Source organism: Patescibacteria group bacterium (assembly GCA_028707065.1).
GTDB lineage: Bacteria > Patescibacteriota > Patescibacteriia > Patescibacteriales > WJLG01 > JAQTUZ01.
The window spans coordinates 84,198-98,334 of the sequence record JAQTUZ010000002.1 but is presented as its reverse complement, the minus strand read 5'-3'; the positions used below and the strand labels follow the sequence as shown (position 1 = coordinate 98,334).

Sequence of the window (14,137 nt, the reverse complement as noted above, 5' to 3'; positions counted from 1 at the left end):
TTTATATTAAATTATTAAAAACGATCGTGTATATCTAAAAATATATTTTCAATATCAACATTATCCATTTGCTGATTGCCGTATAACGCAAACTTTACCCTCTTTATTATTTCATCTTTAAATGTCTTTTTAAGAGTGATAAAATTGTGCACCTCTACTAAAGGATAAGGATACCCAAGAATATAATGTTCTTGGGTAAGACGAGTAAGCTCTTTAAAAAGACTCTCTAAAAATAAAATGTCTCGTTTAATATCAAATGTTTTGATTCCAGGAATTGCATCAAAGATATTAACGTCGACAACGAGCCAATCGTAATTCTGTAATTTTTCAACGTAATCCAGTCTAGCTACAAAAAACAAACCAAAACCTCTTCCGCCCGTAAGCTCCTTTTTTATATACATTTGACCATATGCGCTGGAAAGAACTGTCGTGGGAACTTCAAACCAACAACAAAGTTTTTGACATTTAGAATCTTGGTTTTTAAATGAGTATGTCGGCTTTAATTTATCTTGAAGATATGTATCAATTTGTTTGAAAGTATATGAGAGCTCCATCTTAATTCCAGAATTTTTTGTTATGGCAACAATAATAATTCCTTTTTTCTTTAAATATTCTCCCAACATGACAGAATACTTTTGCTTAACATCTATCGGTCTTAAAGTGCCATCTCGTAAAATAAAGTCGCCAACTTCTGTGGTTTTAAGATTTGCAATTTCATATATGAGTGCCAATTCAAGAACGCTCTGGCAAAAAGATAGTAATGCTGATGTTGTGGTACAAACAGCCTTTTTGTCATACGCAAAAATATCCCTAACAGGATCCCCAAAAAAAGCAATTAACTTCTTGACCGGATCCAGAGAAAACAACTCATCATATATCAGTTCCTTATCCTCATCATTTATAACCAAAACTCTTTCAGGAAAGTAGGATTTTCCCAATATCACTGGATCGTCTAACCCATTCAAACAAACCTGCTTTCCATCTTTATAGCAAACATACCCAGCGGCGTACACCGCAATACACATACCGTTATAGAATTCTTGAGAATTATAACTTCCGTCTATTGCATAAAATTTACTTGAAGTTTTATCGATTTCATTAAACGGAATTATTTCAAAAATATGTGGAACCTCTGGATTGTTCTCGTCTCCAACGACAGGAATAGAGTAATTCTTGTTACTCTTTTGATTAATAAATTTTGCTATTGAATTTATTGCGTCGTCAGACACGTCCTTATAGGCCATATAAAAAAATCTAATCTTAAAATTAAAATTTTCTATCCAAAAAACTTTTACCTGTCTGGGTCTGGAACCCGAAAATAATCGGCCTTCGGGTCGCTTTACATGATTTTATATACGCACGGGGTGTAGGAATCGGACCCACGCTAGAGGTTTTGGAGACCCCTGTACTACCACTATACGAACCCCGCAAAATCAATTACAAATTATGGATTAAAAATTATAAATCAATCGAGCTTCAATCTCATATCTCCCATTGGCATTCTTTTTTCGCCGGCCTCTTTGAAAAGCTTGCTCAATTCTTCCCGATCTTCTTGATTTATCACATCACGGAAACAACCGGTCAAATATTGCAGAACATGGCCATGGGTTTGCCCAGCTTTGATTGTTTCCCAAATTTCTCCGGCTCCTTCAGTATCATCATTGACAAACTGTGTAATCGTATCAAGTTGTTCGGCTAATCTTGCTGGAATCATTTCTGGTTTATCAAGAAATTTCCGCCAATCAAATTTTTGCTGCTCGGTATTTTCTGCCGCATTAAAACTTGGTTCAAAACTTTTTTCATTAATCATATTATTTTTCCAAGACGTTTTTATATTCCAATTCGTAAATATGGAAAATCGTGACCGTAACCGCGACGATCAGCGGGCCGATGACCAAGCCCCAGAAACCGAATAAGACGATGCCGCCCAGGATAGAGAATAACAAAAATATCGGATGAACTTCGGCCTTTTTATGGATGATCAGCGGCTTAACAATATTATCAATGGGATGAATGATCAAAATGCCCCACAGGGTAATGAATAACGCCGCCCAGATATTGCCCGTAAGCGCCAGAAAAATCGCGCTGGGCAGCCAAATAAACCAAGCCCCTAACAGCGGAATCAAAGAAAGGAAGGCCGCGGCAATGCCGGCAAAAAAGGCCGGAAAAGGAATATTGAAAAAGATCGGCAGGGTGATGATAAAAAAACCCAGCCAGCAGGCGAATCCCTGGAGAATAGCCGCGACAAAAGTAGAAACAATGAAAGACAAGCTGACATCCTGAAATTTCTTGAAAATAGAACGATCGTATTTATTGGGCAGCGGGGTAAGATACATCAATCGTTCCAACATTTTCTGACCGTCGATAAAAAAGAAAAACATCGTAAGAATAATAAATATTACGGAAATCACAAAATTGGTCGTTCCTTTGATAAGGCCAGCGGCGCCGCTCACCAGCCAATTGCTGGATTTCTGGATGAAATCCATTACAAAATTTTGGATGTTGCCATCGCTCAGATTCAAGCCCTTTATTTTGGACAAGGGGCCGGATTGGATCATGGCATTCCAATCAGTCTTATTGAAAAAATCAGCGGTTTGCCCATAAGCGACCACGGATTCCTTGGCAGCCAAAATTATCACGTTGATCAAGGGGACAATGATCACCACTACGATCAAAATACACATGATCAGCGCGGCGATTTTTCTTCTCCCGCCAATTTTTTTAGCCAGCCATTCGAACGGCCGGTAAAAGATCGTCGCTAAAATGGCGGCCACTAAAATTTCCGCTAAAAACGGGCGAAAGACGAAATAACAAGCAACCAAAGAAGCGACAACCAAGGTGATCAAAAACCCTTTGCTTAATAAATTCTTGTTCATAATTTATTTCCGGTTATTTTAAAAATCCGCTTTTTTATGAAGAATCTTGCTGTATTCCAATTCGTCGTAAATATTTAAAATGGTCACGGCCAAAGAGATCAGCAGCGGCCCGATAACGATGCCCCAGAAGCCGAACAAAGCAATGCCTCCCAAAACCGAGAACAAAATAAATATCGGGTGCACTTCGGCCTTGCCCTTGATCACAAACATCCGGATCACATTGTCAACCGTGCTGATTATCGCCGCGCCGAAAAGAATCATGAAAATTCCCTGCCAAATATGGCCGATTGCCAGAAGATAAATGCCGGCCGGCAGCCAGACCAGCCAGGCGCCGAAAAACGGGATCATCGACAAAAGCGCGGTGGCGATCGCCGGAAAAAACGCCGGCAGACCAACGATAAAAAAAACCGCGGCTATTAAAGATGCTTGCACCAGCGCGACCAAAAAAGTCGAAAGGAAAACGCTATAGCTTACATCGCGGAACTTTTTGATTATCAGATGATCGTATTTATCCGGCAGCGGCGTCCAATACATCAGCCGCTCCAGCATTTTTTGGCCATCGATAAAGAAAAAGAACAGAGTGAAAATGATCAGGATCAAAGAAATAAGGAAAGTCGTCGTCCCTTTCAGAAACCCGGCCGCGCCGCTCATTAAAAAGTTACTGGATTTCTGGGCGACATCCAAGATAAGCGCTTTTAATCCTTCGCCGCCGACATTGAACAATTCCTGAAAATTTTTCAGAGCGCTTTTCTCAATCGTATTTTCAAGACCGCCGGTATTTAAAAAATTCATCATGTCTGAATAAGCGGCCACCGACTTTTGCGCCCCGAAAACGATCAAATTTGTCAACGGAATAATGATAACCAGAATGATCAAGACGCACATAATTAAAGCGGCGATCTTTTTCCGCCCGCCGAGCTTTTTCGCCAGCCATTCATAGGGCCGATAAAAAATAGAAGCTAAAACGGCAGCCACTAAAATAACAATCAAGAACGGCTTAAAAACCAAAAAACACGCTCCCAAAACCGCGAAAAGAAGCACTAATAAAAAAACTCTTGTCATTAAAATTCTATCCATATTTTTAGGTTAGCCTTGCGGCCCCGGATCAATCCCCTTTTTTAATTTGTTCCAAAATACCGGGGAATTTATTTAGGATATAATCATAGCGTTCAATCGCTTTGCCGGTCGCTTCATCAAAAAGCGGCGTGCCGCCGGTATAAAGCGCGTTTTTGGCGTCGCCGTAGCGGTTCAAACTTTTTTTAACGAGCCAATCGTCGATCGCTTGTTTGTCGGCCGCGGACAGATCGGCCGAGGTTAGCGCCTTATCCTTAGTCGAATTGCTTTTGCCAAAGAAGTTAAAAGTCGAACTGGCTTGATTTTCTCCCAAACTGTTCAAGGCCTTGCCCAGATTATCGTTTAAAATCTTCAAGCCATCGCTCACGCCAAAAGTCTGGCAACCGGACAAAACAAAAACCAAAAAAAATAATATAGCAAATTTGATTTTTTTATTTATAAGCATAACGAACGGTAATTAACCAAATACAAAAAACAGACGAAACGTCGTATCTAAAAAACTAATTAACCAATCAACTAATTAACTATTTTGTTTCCTTGTGAAGAGTATGCTTTTTGCAATTCTGGCAATATTTATTCAATTCCAGCCTTTCCTTCAAAATTTTCTTATTTTTGTGGGAAAAATGAGTGATTTTTTTGCATTCCGTGCATTCGAACTTGATCAAATTGTCTTGAGACATATCGTTAGTATTATGCTGTTTAAATAATTAGATATGTTAGTATCTTATTGAATTTTAAAGGAAAAGTCAAGGCAGTTGATTGGTTGATTAGTTAATTAGTTTTAGTAAAACAAAGTTCATCATTCTAGACTGCGTATTCTTTAGAGGCGAACTTGGTTCAGCCGAAACTAATTAACCAATCAACTAATTAACTAATGTTGGCATTTCGGGCAAAAATAAGTGCTCCGACCGGCTATTTTAGTATTTTTAATCGTTCCGCCGCAAACCTGGCATTTCTCCCCTGCCCGCTCATAAACTTTTAAAAGTTTGGAAAAATTTCCTTTTTTGCCGCCGGTATCGACATAATCGCTGAAAGTCGTGCCGCGATGTTTGATAGCGTTCTTTAAAACCGCTTTTGAAGCTTGAAAAATTTTTCCGATCTCATCCGCTTTCAGACTTCCGGCCGGACGAGTCGGCTTGACGCGGGCGACATATAAAATTTCCGAGGCGTAAATATTGCCGATCCCGGCGATATTTTTTTGGTCCATCAGCGCGGCTTTGATATTGATCTTCTTGTCCGCCAAAATTTTCTTTAAATTCGCCAAAGTAAAATTAGCTTGCAACGGCTCGATGCCGAATCTGGTTTTAATTTCAGCCAATTCTTTTTTGTCAACGATCTTAACATAACCAAAACGGCGCGTATCATTAAAAAATAATTTTTTGCCGCCGGCAAAATTCAAAATGAAGCGGGTGTATTTATTGGGCAACTTTCCCCCGATTTCCTCTAATAGATCCCCTTCCTTAAACGCATGGCCTCCTGCCAGCAATTCTTCCTGATCTTCGTAAACCAGCTGGCCGGTCATCTTCAAATGAATCAGCAAAAAATTTTTATCATTCAATCTCATTATCAAAAGCTTGCCGATCCGCTCGGCGGCGATGATCTTATTGCCGACTAAAACACGGGCGAAGTTTTTAGCTTCGCCTAATTTTTTATCTCTGACCTCAACCGCGCTGATTTTCGCGCCAACTATTTTCCGGGCAAGGTCGTGTCTAATCGTCTCAACTTCCGGCAGTTCGGGCATGGACTTCAATTACAAATTACAAATTATGAATTACAAATTATCTAAATTTATAGTACGGTATCAAATTCCTAGAAATCGCTGCCGCGTCCTTCGGATTGAAGATCTTCAGCACTTTATACTTACCCTTGGTATATGTTTGTTTAACAGTTATTTCCGTGATCAAAACCATGCCGATCGCTTCCCATTTGTCGCTCAAAAGATTCATCGGCGTATCGATCATATACAGCCGCTGTTTCTCTTTTTTAAAATTATAAATTCCCCCCACCTTTAGCTTTGGCGGCCTGATCAAACCCTGCGCCGGGCTTAATTTCAAGCATGCCTGTTGCGACCAATTTGAGCCCATAAAAAATATTGTTATTAATTTAATTTTACCAGGGCGACAATTTTCCCGGGCCGTTCGGGTTATAACCGCTTTCCACCTCGGCACCGTCTTGATAGCCATCGCCGTCGGTGTCGGCAATGTTTGGATCGGTATGATAAATATTTGTTTCCTGCCAATCGGTTAATCCGTCTTGATCGGAATCTTGGCCATTGTCGACATCACTCTGCGCATTCCCCGGCGCGGAAGAACTTACCGTGTCGCCGGAATTCAACGGATGGGCGCTGCCGTTAGTGGTCCGATCGCTGATACCGGAAGGCGTCGCAATATTCGGTCCGGCCGGAATTCCCGCCGCTTCCCCACCTAAACAATAATTCAACTGATAACTTGTGCCGGCGGAATCGGTCGAGTAAGAATAATTTTCATCTGGACAGCCGCCGTCGGTTCTGGGCTCAGGATTGGCCGGAAGAATATACATATAAGTGGCAGTGTCTGACTTAAGGCTGCCGGAACCGCTAAGATCAAACGAGGCGGGATAACGGCCATTATCATCATAATAAAGTTCCAAAGCGGTTTGGATTTGCTTGATGTCCGCCACCCGTTTCGCGTCCCGCGCTTTGGCGCGCGCGACTCCCAAAGTATTTTCCAGTAGTTCAGCCAAAGTTACCGAGGCGGCCGGCTTTTCCACCGTTACCGGCTGGTTGAAATTTTTCAGCTTCAGGGTCGAATCCGATTTAACCGTAACTTTAAGCCCGGCAAATTCGGAGACCGTCGTTGAGGAAAAATAACTTTGATAAGGCAGAAAATCTTTCTTACCGATCCAAATCTCGCTTTCCGGAAATTTCGCTTCACTGACTTGTTTAATCCAATCAGCTTTATTCACGTCCGCCAAAAGTTTGCCCTTGCTTACATCGTCAGCCGCTTCGACGAATTTTATTAACGCCTCTTTATCATAAGAATAGCGATAATGAAACGTATCAACGCCATTGATCTTTTCGTCGGGCAATTTGGCGGTTACTTTAACAATATTGGAATTATACAAAAGTTTTTTGATCGCCGCGATCTGCTCGTCCGTCAACTCGAACTTGGCTTTATATTTATCAAAAGCTTCTTTAACGCTCAATTCCTGATCGGTTGAAGTTGCCGCAGCCAGATCGAACCTTACCCATTTGTCGAAAAATTGCGCAGAATCTACCGGCAAAGCAGACAAAATCCCATCATCGCCTTTCAGGGCAAGGTTAGCTTTGGCATAAATACTCTGGGCGAATTTCTTCAAATCAATCTGAAGCTTGAAGGGAGGAATTTTAAAGAAACCAAGATCCAAGCCATCGCCGCCTAATTCCAAACCCGTGGTAGCATGAACTTTGAAATCATGTTTATCATGCCAATCAAGCGCGCCTTGATAAGTAACGTTCAAGTTAAAATTACCCGGCGTTGTCGGCGCGAAAGGATTGACCTCGGTGGCAAACATATCCTCTGTTCCGGTGGCCGCGGCATTAGCCGCGGGAGTTGTCGGTTCATAGCTGATAGCGGAAACATCGCTGCCGTCAAATTCAAATGATTTAAGCTCGGTAACCGCCAAATACATTCTTTTCAGCACATCTTGCGGTTTAAGCAGAGAAGAAAGAAAACTCGGCATCAGTTCCGGCTTATAGTTATAAACATAAGCGAAAGCGCCACCCGCCGACAATAAAATCACAACGAGAATTATCAAAAAAATTAACAAAAATTTCGGCCGCCGTGCTTTTGGCTGCGGCTGACTGTTTGTAGGCAGAGACGAGGCGGGCGAAATATCCGCCAAAGACGCCTGGGGCAGAGCCGGACCCGGCAATTTTTTTTCCTCGGCCGGAGGCGGCAATTGTTCAAAATTGTCCATAATATTAATAAATTATAAATAAATTACAGCTTATTTTTTATTGATTGTTCGCCAACCTTGCATTGGTCAAAATAATTCGTGGTGTTGAAAAAGTTGTCAGTCCGATCAACGACTTTATGCATCACCGTCACCGCTTCGATCGGATAATTACCCACGGCGGTTTCATCAGAAAGCATCACGGCGTCGGCGCCGTCAAAGATGGCGTTGGCCACGTCAGCGACTTCGGCGCGGGTCGGTTTGGGCTTTTCGCTCATCGAAGCGAGCATTTCCGTGGCCACGATCGCCGGTTTTTCATGCCAATGAGCATGGCGGATCAGGTCTTTTTGGATGATCGGCAGATCCTCATAAGGAACTTCGATCCCCAAATCGCCGCGAGCAACCATGATGCCGTCGGAATTTTTGATAATGTCATCAATCACGTCTAAGGCGTTGGCCCGCTCGATCTTGGCGATCACGGGAATTTTTTTATCGCCTAAAAGATTTTTCAAATTTCTAACATCATCGGGAGTTTGCACGAACGATAAACATATAAAATCAGCTCCATTTTCCGCGCCGAATTTGGCGTCTTCAGCGTCTTTTGGAGTAAAACCGCCGCCGGACAAATGAGTTTTTGGCACATTAATCCCTTTGCGCGAGGCCAAAAATCCGCCACGTTCGACCCGGGCGCAAATTTTCTTATCCTTAATTTCCGTGACGTTCATTTCGATCGAGCCGTTGGACAAATAAAATGGATCACCCAATTTCACATCATCGACCAATTCTTCATGATCGATCGGAATTTCTTTTTTTTCAATATCGGCGTCCCGGGAAGAAAAACAATATACTTCATTTTCATTCAAATGCAATTCGTGAGGCAGTACGCCGACGCGGATGCGCGGGCCTTGCAAGTCCATCATCATCTTCACATCCTTGCCGGTCTCTTCCTTAATTTTTTTCAATTTTTCCCGGATATCATTCCATTGCTCGTAAGTGGCGTGGGAAAAATTTATCCGGGCAATATCCATCCCGGCCAAAGTTAAAGCCTTCAACATCTCATAACTTTCAGTCTTCTTGCCGATTGTAGCGATTATCTTTTGTTTCATAACAGCCTAAAAATTAATATAAATACGGCATCTAGGCCGTGTCAATATTATAAATTATCCAAATTAATCTGTCTATTCAATTCCATTACGTCACCATTGACTTTTTTGCTAAAATATGATATGCATACAGTATATAGAATAACAAACTTGTTCTTTAAATCTTTAAATGGAGGTATTCCACCATGTTTCACAAAACCATTTGTCTTGCCCTTGCCACTATTATCGGTTTAACCATGATTACAAATTGCGCAAAAAATTCCCCCACGGGACCATCTGGCAATCCAGACATTCTTTCAGTGTCAAATATTTTTCCAGTATCGATTGATTATTCTCTCTCCCTGGATTCAATGATATCCTTGAGCAATTATGGTTGTTACCGGCCAGACTATACCACCGAAAACTTTCCCGTTACCGGTCATGGGAAGGTTCAAGTTGATCTTCAGTTTGTACAGTTTAAAGATCACACCCCAGACAAAAATCTTCTAAATGATTTGGACAACGCGGGATTTCGTCCAGGGACATTGCCGGAGCTTCTAATATTCGGTCAGTATTACCCCGATGAATCAAAAACGCACGTGATCCTTGAAATAGGGTCAATCTGGAATGACGAAGGTTGTCCCCGAATACCGTATACTTACTGGAACGAGCAATTTTCCAAGGTAACCATAACATTAAGTTGGCTTGATACAGCCAACGGATATCTAAGCCGAGATATTCGCGTCCTGGCCGTTCGTAAGTAACACACAAAAGGCGTTTAGCATCAGCTACTCGCCTTTTTTATTTTTTATTCATTAATCAATAAATAAACTTCCTTGTAGCGCGCATTGGAAAATTTTGGATAAGACGCACAGCGTGGAAACCGTGCAAAATTTCGTTGTTTGAGCTTGCGCCGCGCAAGCGAGTTCGAAATTTTACTAGGTTTCATGGCGGAGCGTCCCAAAATTTGTCCAGCGCGCAGTTTTTCTTGTCCCGTCATTTTTGCGGGATGTGCCACTTTTTTTAAAAAAAGTGGCGAAAATTTTTTACCATAAAAAAGTTGTAACACACCCCGTCCCGCCGAGGCGGCGGTCCACCCCTCTCGAGAGGGGACTTTTTTGCCGTTGGCAGCAGTCCGCTAAACGCGAGACTGCTGCATGGCCAATAAAAAACAGCGCTGACATTTTTTTGCAGCGCTGTTTTATTATAATCTTTTATCGATGAAATCGATTATCGCGGCGGCCTTTGCCGGAAAAATTCTTCTTGCGGCCGAACGAGGGGCGATCATCGCCTTCTCTTAAGCTGGCGCGGAATCTTTCTTTATCAGTCATAACTCGGGTTTCCGGACGATTGGAAAAATATTCTAACGGATCAAAACCGCGTTTCTGCCCCGCCGCAGTCTCCGCCGCGGGACTGCGACGCAAATGCGGCGCAAATTTATTGTAGCCGGAATCAGAATGGAGACCTGGTTTATTATGTTTGAATTTGTCGCGACCAAAATCAGAACGGTATCCCTCTTTTTTAGCCTTGAATTTATCATGGCCGAAATCAGAGCGGAAGCCTTCCCGTTTGGGTTTGAATTTATCATTACCGAAATCAGAGCGGTTATCAGCCGGTTTAGACTTGTATTTACTAAAGCCGCGTTCGCTAGGTTGATCAGTGTGATTAAATTTTTTATAACCGAATCTTTCCTGGCCCCTTTTGGCAAATCCAGCCTGGACTCGATTGAATGGCCGGGAAAATTTTCTGCCAAAATGGCGAGCCGGAGCCGAAGCATACGAACTTGATTCGTTATACTCAGCTAATTTGGTTAAGGGGATGGTTTTTTTGATCAGGCGTTCGATCGCGCGCACGTCGCGGATCTGATCCGGCATGGCGAAAGAAATCGCTTTGCCGGTTTTGCCGGCGCGTCCGGTGCGGCCGATGCGGTGCACATAATCGCCCGGATCTTCCGGCAGATCGAAATTGACAACCAACTCGATGTCTTTCACATCAATGCCGCGTGCGGCAATGTCAGTTGCAACTAATACCCGGTATTTGCGGGACTTGAAGCCGGCTAAGGCCTTGCGGCGCTGTTCCAGCGAACGATTCGAATGGATTTCCGCGGCGCGATGGCCCATCATTTCCACTTGCTCGGTCAATTTTTTCACTCCCCGCTTGGTGCGGCAGAAAATCAAAACCGAACCGGCCGATTCTTGCAGAAGTTTTTCCAATTGACTCAAGCGGGCGTCTTTATGGATGATATAAATCTCCTGATTGATGCCGGCGGCGGTTTGTCCGGACGGCGCCACCTCCACGCTAATCGGTTCGGCCATGTGGTTGGCAGCTAATTTGATGATCTCCTTAGGCATGGTCGCGGAAAAAAGCATGGTCTGCCTTGCCTTGGGGATTTTCTTGATGATGGTTTCGATCTGGGGAGCAAATCCCATATCCAACATCATATCAGCTTCATCCAAGACTAATACTTTGACATCGCTTAAATTAATCCAACCGCGCTGGATAAAATCATTCATCCGGCCCGGAGTCGCAATCAAGACATGAGGATTGCGGCGCACCATTTCGCGCTGTCGATTAATCGATTCGCCGCCAATTATAACTGCGGTACGCAATCCGATCGAAGCGCCAAAAGCGCGCATACTTTCATCCACCTGCAAAGCGAGCTCGCGGGTCGGCAAAAGCACTAATCCCTTACCTTTATACAAAGCCAAACGCTGAATCATGGGGATAGCGAAAGCTAAAGTTTTGCCAGTTCCGGTCTGAGCCACACCGATAATATCCTTTCCTTCGACAGCGACAGGAATAGACTTAAATTGGATGGGCGTCGGTTCCGACAAACCCAGCTTGTTGATAGTTTCCAAAAGCTTCTCGGCAATGCCAAGGCCATTGAAACTCAAGGTCTCGTTTTTTTCTTCTGACATAATTGATTTGATTGTCGTTCCGTTTTCTTTGTCATCCTGAGGAGTTCCGCCCTGCGGGGCGACGAAGGATCTATGATGAGGTAGCTCGAATAAAGACGATAAAAATTTTTGTCGATAGTACTCACGCTTCGCGCAAATAGATCCTTCTCCCGCTGAGGCGGGATCAGGATGACAAAAAAAGTTAAATCATTATCCGCCACAACAAATGAAGCGTAATGACAATATAAAATAAATGCGACCCGAGTTCAACAATGGTCGCCAATCTTATATAGAAGAGAGTTGCAAACGCAATGAGATCGAATCAAGGCTATCTATTAATAGAATAGCCTAATTTATTAGTAATATCATTGTAGCATAGATAAAAAATTCTGTCAACTAGCCAGACAATATCATTAAAGAATCTTAATCAAAAAGACAATAACGGTAATCACCAAAAGCCAGCCGATGGTATAGAGAAACATTTTTATCGCCTCGGCTTTGCGGTTATCCAGAAAAAGTATGACTGGGCGGCCAAGCGCTAACGAGCCAGTGATCGCCGCCGACAAAACGAACAAGAGCAAGAAAGCGATCGGCCCAAAAATATCATTCATTTTGCCGAACATTTTTTCGGCGTTTTGCATGATCAGGGCGACAATGGCGATATAAACCGCGATCCCCAAGGAATGTAGAAGAGCTAAAACGGCTAATTTTGAATTTTTCATATTGATAAATAAGTTAAAACTAATTGAATCTTCGAGCTGGTACGACATTTTTTTCACCGACAAAAATTAATACTGCTGAAACTATTACCGAGAATAACCATACCCAAAAAGTTAAAAATTCGAGCGACCCAGATCGCTTTTCCACTTCGGCTAATGATCTGCCGGACAAGGCATAACCTTCCCCCACGCCGCTATAATGGACCATTACTGCCGCAATTCTGACTCCCTTGGCCGGTTGCCAAGTCACCCGATTCTCGCCATGCTTTTTGGCATAAGCGAAAACTCCGGCCGGCGGAACGGCCGCTTTGCCGTTCAAGGTGGCATTGGTGGATAAAACATTTCTTGAGCCATCAAAAGTCATCAAAAACGGCGATAAACTCTTGGCAATGTCAACTTGGCCGTAAACATCGCTGCGATAATAATCCGGCCCTTCGCCCAAAGCCAGCTTGACGGCAGCGTCGCGGGCAATCTGGATCTGCGGATCATTGGCGCCCTGGCGCAAAACTTGCTGACAGATCGAATAAGCAAAGCCAAAAACCAAAGCCAAGATAACCGCGATAAAAATTATTTTTTTAAAAAATTGGTTCATAAAATTCATCATTAATTATTAAGCCATTGATAATAAGGCGATGGCGACAACACCAAAAATTATTCCGGCGATCCCGTACCCATTCAATCTTTCGCCAAAAATAAAAATCCCGATGGAAATCGTTACCATCACGCTAAGCACCGCCCAAGTCGTTCCGACGATCGCCAGTTCCTCTTTATTCCAAAGCGCTGCCAGCCAAGCCAAGACATTCAAGGAATAAAAAACTAAAACCACGATTAAGATGCTTACCTTCGGGCCCATGGCGAATTTCTTGGAAAAAAATTCTCCGCCCGCGTAAAAAACCATCGAAATGAGCAGCCAATGGAAATAATTGACCGACAAAAATGACTTGATGAGATTAGACATAAATTTTATTCCCCTCTTGGGAGGGGTGGCCACGCCTAAGCTGCCGGGGTGGGTATATTCCCGACAATATTAATTGCTGTTCACTTCGCCGAATTTTATTCCAAGCCAGTTTATTAAAACAAGGCGTGGTTATTCATTTTTCTCGGGAATAAAATAGGTAAACCAGGCAAACCAGGCGACCCAGATCGCTTCCAGCCAATCGCCATTGATCATCCCTATTATACCTCTGATCCCCATTAACCCCAAAAATCCCAATGACCAATTTTTCCTCATATTTTTAAATTTAATTTATTCGACTTTCACCGCCGTGCCGTAACAGAGCACTTCAGTGACTCCGCTCATGACTTCATTGGCGTCGTAGCGCACGCTGATGATGGCGTTGGCGCCCAGCTCTTCGGCGTGCTTGATCATCAGCTCGAAAGCTTCTTCTCTAGACTTTTCGCAGAGCGAGGTGAAAAGCGAGATGTTGCCGCCTAATAAAGTTTGCAGCGCGCCGCCGATCGACCCGACGATCGAGCGCGAGCGGACGGTGATGCCTCTGACCAGCCCGAAATTCTTGACGATCTTTTTACCATGCAACTCAAAAGCTGTCGTGATGTTGGATTTGTCCATAAAAATT

The 14,137-nt window shown here is 43.1% G+C and carries 18 protein-coding genes and 1 tRNA gene; 1 reads left to right on the top strand and 18 read right to left on the bottom strand.

Features of this window, described 5'->3' with window-relative positions; all coding sequences use genetic code 11:
- Nucleotides 1-14: 14 nt before the first annotated feature.
- The 11 genes from PHE24_01390 to pyk form a co-directional block, all read right to left on the bottom strand.
- The gene (locus PHE24_01390; GenBank protein ID MDD4901766.1) at nt 15-1,244 is read right to left on the bottom strand and encodes a DNA double-strand break repair nuclease NurA; all 1,230 of its coding nucleotides are present in this window, start codon (nt 1,242-1,244) and stop codon (nt 15-17) included.
- 114 nt (nt 1,245-1,358) lie between these two features.
- Nucleotides 1,359-1,429 (bottom strand) — tRNA-Trp (locus PHE24_01385).
- Between the two features lie 36 nt (nt 1,430-1,465).
- Nucleotides 1,466-1,810, bottom strand: a complete 345-nt coding sequence (locus PHE24_01380; protein ID MDD4901765.1) for a hypothetical protein — start codon at nt 1,808-1,810, stop codon at nt 1,466-1,468.
- A gap of 1 nt (nt 1,811) precedes the next feature.
- Nucleotides 1,812-2,876, bottom strand: a complete 1,065-nt coding sequence (locus PHE24_01375; GenBank protein MDD4901764.1) for an AI-2E family transporter — start codon at nt 2,874-2,876, stop codon at nt 1,812-1,814.
- 18 nt (nt 2,877-2,894) lie between these two features.
- Entirely contained in the window at nt 2,895-3,953 is a 1,059-nt protein-coding gene (locus tag PHE24_01370) for an AI-2E family transporter (protein ID MDD4901763.1), read from the bottom strand.
- A 28-nt stretch (nt 3,954-3,981) separates the two neighbouring features.
- Nucleotides 3,982-4,395, bottom strand: a complete 414-nt coding sequence (locus PHE24_01365) for a hypothetical protein (protein MDD4901762.1) — start codon at nt 4,393-4,395, stop codon at nt 3,982-3,984.
- Between the two features lie 79 nt (nt 4,396-4,474).
- The gene (rpmG, locus tag PHE24_01360) at nt 4,475-4,630 is read right to left on the bottom strand and encodes a 50S ribosomal protein L33 (protein MDD4901761.1); all 156 of its coding nucleotides are present in this window, start codon (nt 4,628-4,630) and stop codon (nt 4,475-4,477) included.
- A gap of 191 nt (nt 4,631-4,821) precedes the next feature.
- A complete protein-coding gene (mutM, locus tag PHE24_01355) occupies nt 4,822-5,691 on the bottom strand; it encodes a bifunctional DNA-formamidopyrimidine glycosylase/DNA-(apurinic or apyrimidinic site) lyase (protein MDD4901760.1) in 870 nt (289 codons plus the stop codon).
- Between the two features lie 37 nt (nt 5,692-5,728).
- Nucleotides 5,729-6,034 carry a DUF2584 family protein gene (locus PHE24_01350; GenBank protein MDD4901759.1) on the bottom strand — a complete coding sequence of 102 codons (306 nt, stop codon included), beginning with the start codon at nt 6,032-6,034 and terminating at the stop codon, nt 5,729-5,731.
- 25 nt (nt 6,035-6,059) lie between these two features.
- A complete protein-coding gene (locus PHE24_01345) occupies nt 6,060-7,886 on the bottom strand; it encodes a hypothetical protein (protein MDD4901758.1) in 1,827 nt (608 codons plus the stop codon).
- A gap of 23 nt (nt 7,887-7,909) precedes the next feature.
- Nucleotides 7,910-8,968, bottom strand: a complete 1,059-nt coding sequence (pyk, locus tag PHE24_01340; protein ID MDD4901757.1) for a pyruvate kinase — start codon at nt 8,966-8,968, stop codon at nt 7,910-7,912.
- 182 nt (nt 8,969-9,150) lie between these two features.
- On the opposite strand from pyk, the gene PHE24_01335 reads away from it, so the two are divergent.
- On the top strand, nt 9,151-9,708 hold the full coding sequence (locus PHE24_01335) for a hypothetical protein (protein MDD4901756.1): 558 nt from the start codon (nt 9,151-9,153) through the stop codon (nt 9,706-9,708).
- Nucleotides 9,709-9,752: 44 nt separating this feature from the next.
- Here PHE24_01335 and PHE24_01330 read toward each other — a convergent pair whose 3' ends face one another.
- The 7 genes from PHE24_01330 to PHE24_01300 form a co-directional block, all read right to left on the bottom strand.
- Entirely contained in the window at nt 9,753-10,013 is a 261-nt protein-coding gene (locus PHE24_01330; GenBank protein MDD4901755.1) for a hypothetical protein, read from the bottom strand.
- A 145-nt stretch (nt 10,014-10,158) separates the two neighbouring features.
- On the bottom strand, nt 10,159-11,862 hold the full coding sequence (locus PHE24_01325) for a DEAD/DEAH box helicase (protein MDD4901754.1): 1,704 nt from the start codon (nt 11,860-11,862) through the stop codon (nt 10,159-10,161).
- A 392-nt stretch (nt 11,863-12,254) separates the two neighbouring features.
- On the bottom strand, nt 12,255-12,563 hold the full coding sequence (locus PHE24_01320) for a hypothetical protein (GenBank protein ID MDD4901753.1): 309 nt from the start codon (nt 12,561-12,563) through the stop codon (nt 12,255-12,257).
- Nucleotides 12,564-12,582: 19 nt separating this feature from the next.
- The gene (locus PHE24_01315; GenBank protein MDD4901752.1) at nt 12,583-13,152 is read right to left on the bottom strand and encodes a hypothetical protein; all 570 of its coding nucleotides are present in this window, start codon (nt 13,150-13,152) and stop codon (nt 12,583-12,585) included.
- Between the two features lie 18 nt (nt 13,153-13,170).
- Nucleotides 13,171-13,518, bottom strand: coding sequence for a hypothetical protein (locus PHE24_01310; GenBank protein MDD4901751.1), 348 nt, complete (start codon nt 13,516-13,518; stop codon nt 13,171-13,173).
- 129 nt (nt 13,519-13,647) lie between these two features.
- The gene (locus tag PHE24_01305; protein ID MDD4901750.1) at nt 13,648-13,791 is read right to left on the bottom strand and encodes a hypothetical protein; all 144 of its coding nucleotides are present in this window, start codon (nt 13,789-13,791) and stop codon (nt 13,648-13,650) included.
- Between the two features lie 15 nt (nt 13,792-13,806).
- Nucleotides 13,807-14,130 carry a YbjQ family protein gene (locus PHE24_01300; GenBank protein MDD4901749.1) on the bottom strand — a complete coding sequence of 108 codons (324 nt, stop codon included), beginning with the start codon at nt 14,128-14,130 and terminating at the stop codon, nt 13,807-13,809.
- Between the last annotated feature and the right edge of the window lie 7 nt (nt 14,131-14,137).

Bases quoted from the DNA above. Each gene is read 5' to 3' on its own strand.
- PHE24_01370 (MDD4901763.1), bottom strand. From the start codon at position 3,953: ATGGATAGAATTTTAATGACAAGAGTTTTTTTATTAGTGCTTCTTTTC.
- PHE24_01310 (MDD4901751.1), bottom strand. From the start codon at position 13,518: ATGTCTAATCTCATCAAGTCATTTTTGTCGGTCAATTATTTCCATTGG.
- PHE24_01350 (MDD4901759.1), bottom strand. From the start codon at position 6,034: ATGGGCTCAAATTGGTCGCAACAGGCATGCTTGAAATTAAGCCCGGCG.
- PHE24_01380 (MDD4901765.1), bottom strand. From the start codon at position 1,810: ATGATTAATGAAAAAAGTTTTGAACCAAGTTTTAATGCGGCAGAAAAT.
- PHE24_01345 (MDD4901758.1), bottom strand. From the start codon at position 7,886: ATGGACAATTTTGAACAATTGCCGCCTCCGGCCGAGGAAAAAAAATTG.
- mutM (MDD4901760.1), bottom strand. From the start codon at position 5,691: ATGCCCGAACTGCCGGAAGTTGAGACGATTAGACACGACCTTGCCCGG.
- PHE24_01315 (MDD4901752.1), bottom strand. From the start codon at position 13,152: ATGAACCAATTTTTTAAAAAAATAATTTTTATCGCGGTTATCTTGGCT.
- rpmG (MDD4901761.1), bottom strand. From the start codon at position 4,630: ATGTCTCAAGACAATTTGATCAAGTTCGAATGCACGGAATGCAAAAAA.
- PHE24_01320 (MDD4901753.1), bottom strand. From the start codon at position 12,563: ATGAAAAATTCAAAATTAGCCGTTTTAGCTCTTCTACATTCCTTGGGG.
- PHE24_01335 (MDD4901756.1), top strand. From the start codon at position 9,151: ATGTTTCACAAAACCATTTGTCTTGCCCTTGCCACTATTATCGGTTTA.
- pyk (MDD4901757.1), bottom strand. From the start codon at position 8,968: ATGAAACAAAAGATAATCGCTACAATCGGCAAGAAGACTGAAAGTTAT.
- PHE24_01390 (MDD4901766.1), bottom strand. From the start codon at position 1,244: ATGGCCTATAAGGACGTGTCTGACGACGCAATAAATTCAATAGCAAAA.
- PHE24_01300 (MDD4901749.1), bottom strand. From the start codon at position 14,130: ATGGACAAATCCAACATCACGACAGCTTTTGAGTTGCATGGTAAAAAG.
- PHE24_01305 (MDD4901750.1), bottom strand. From the start codon at position 13,791: ATGAGGAAAAATTGGTCATTGGGATTTTTGGGGTTAATGGGGATCAGA.
- PHE24_01325 (MDD4901754.1), bottom strand. From the start codon at position 11,862: ATGTCAGAAGAAAAAAACGAGACCTTGAGTTTCAATGGCCTTGGCATT.
- PHE24_01375 (MDD4901764.1), bottom strand. From the start codon at position 2,876: ATGAACAAGAATTTATTAAGCAAAGGGTTTTTGATCACCTTGGTTGTC.
- PHE24_01365 (MDD4901762.1), bottom strand. From the start codon at position 4,395: ATGCTTATAAATAAAAAAATCAAATTTGCTATATTATTTTTTTTGGTT.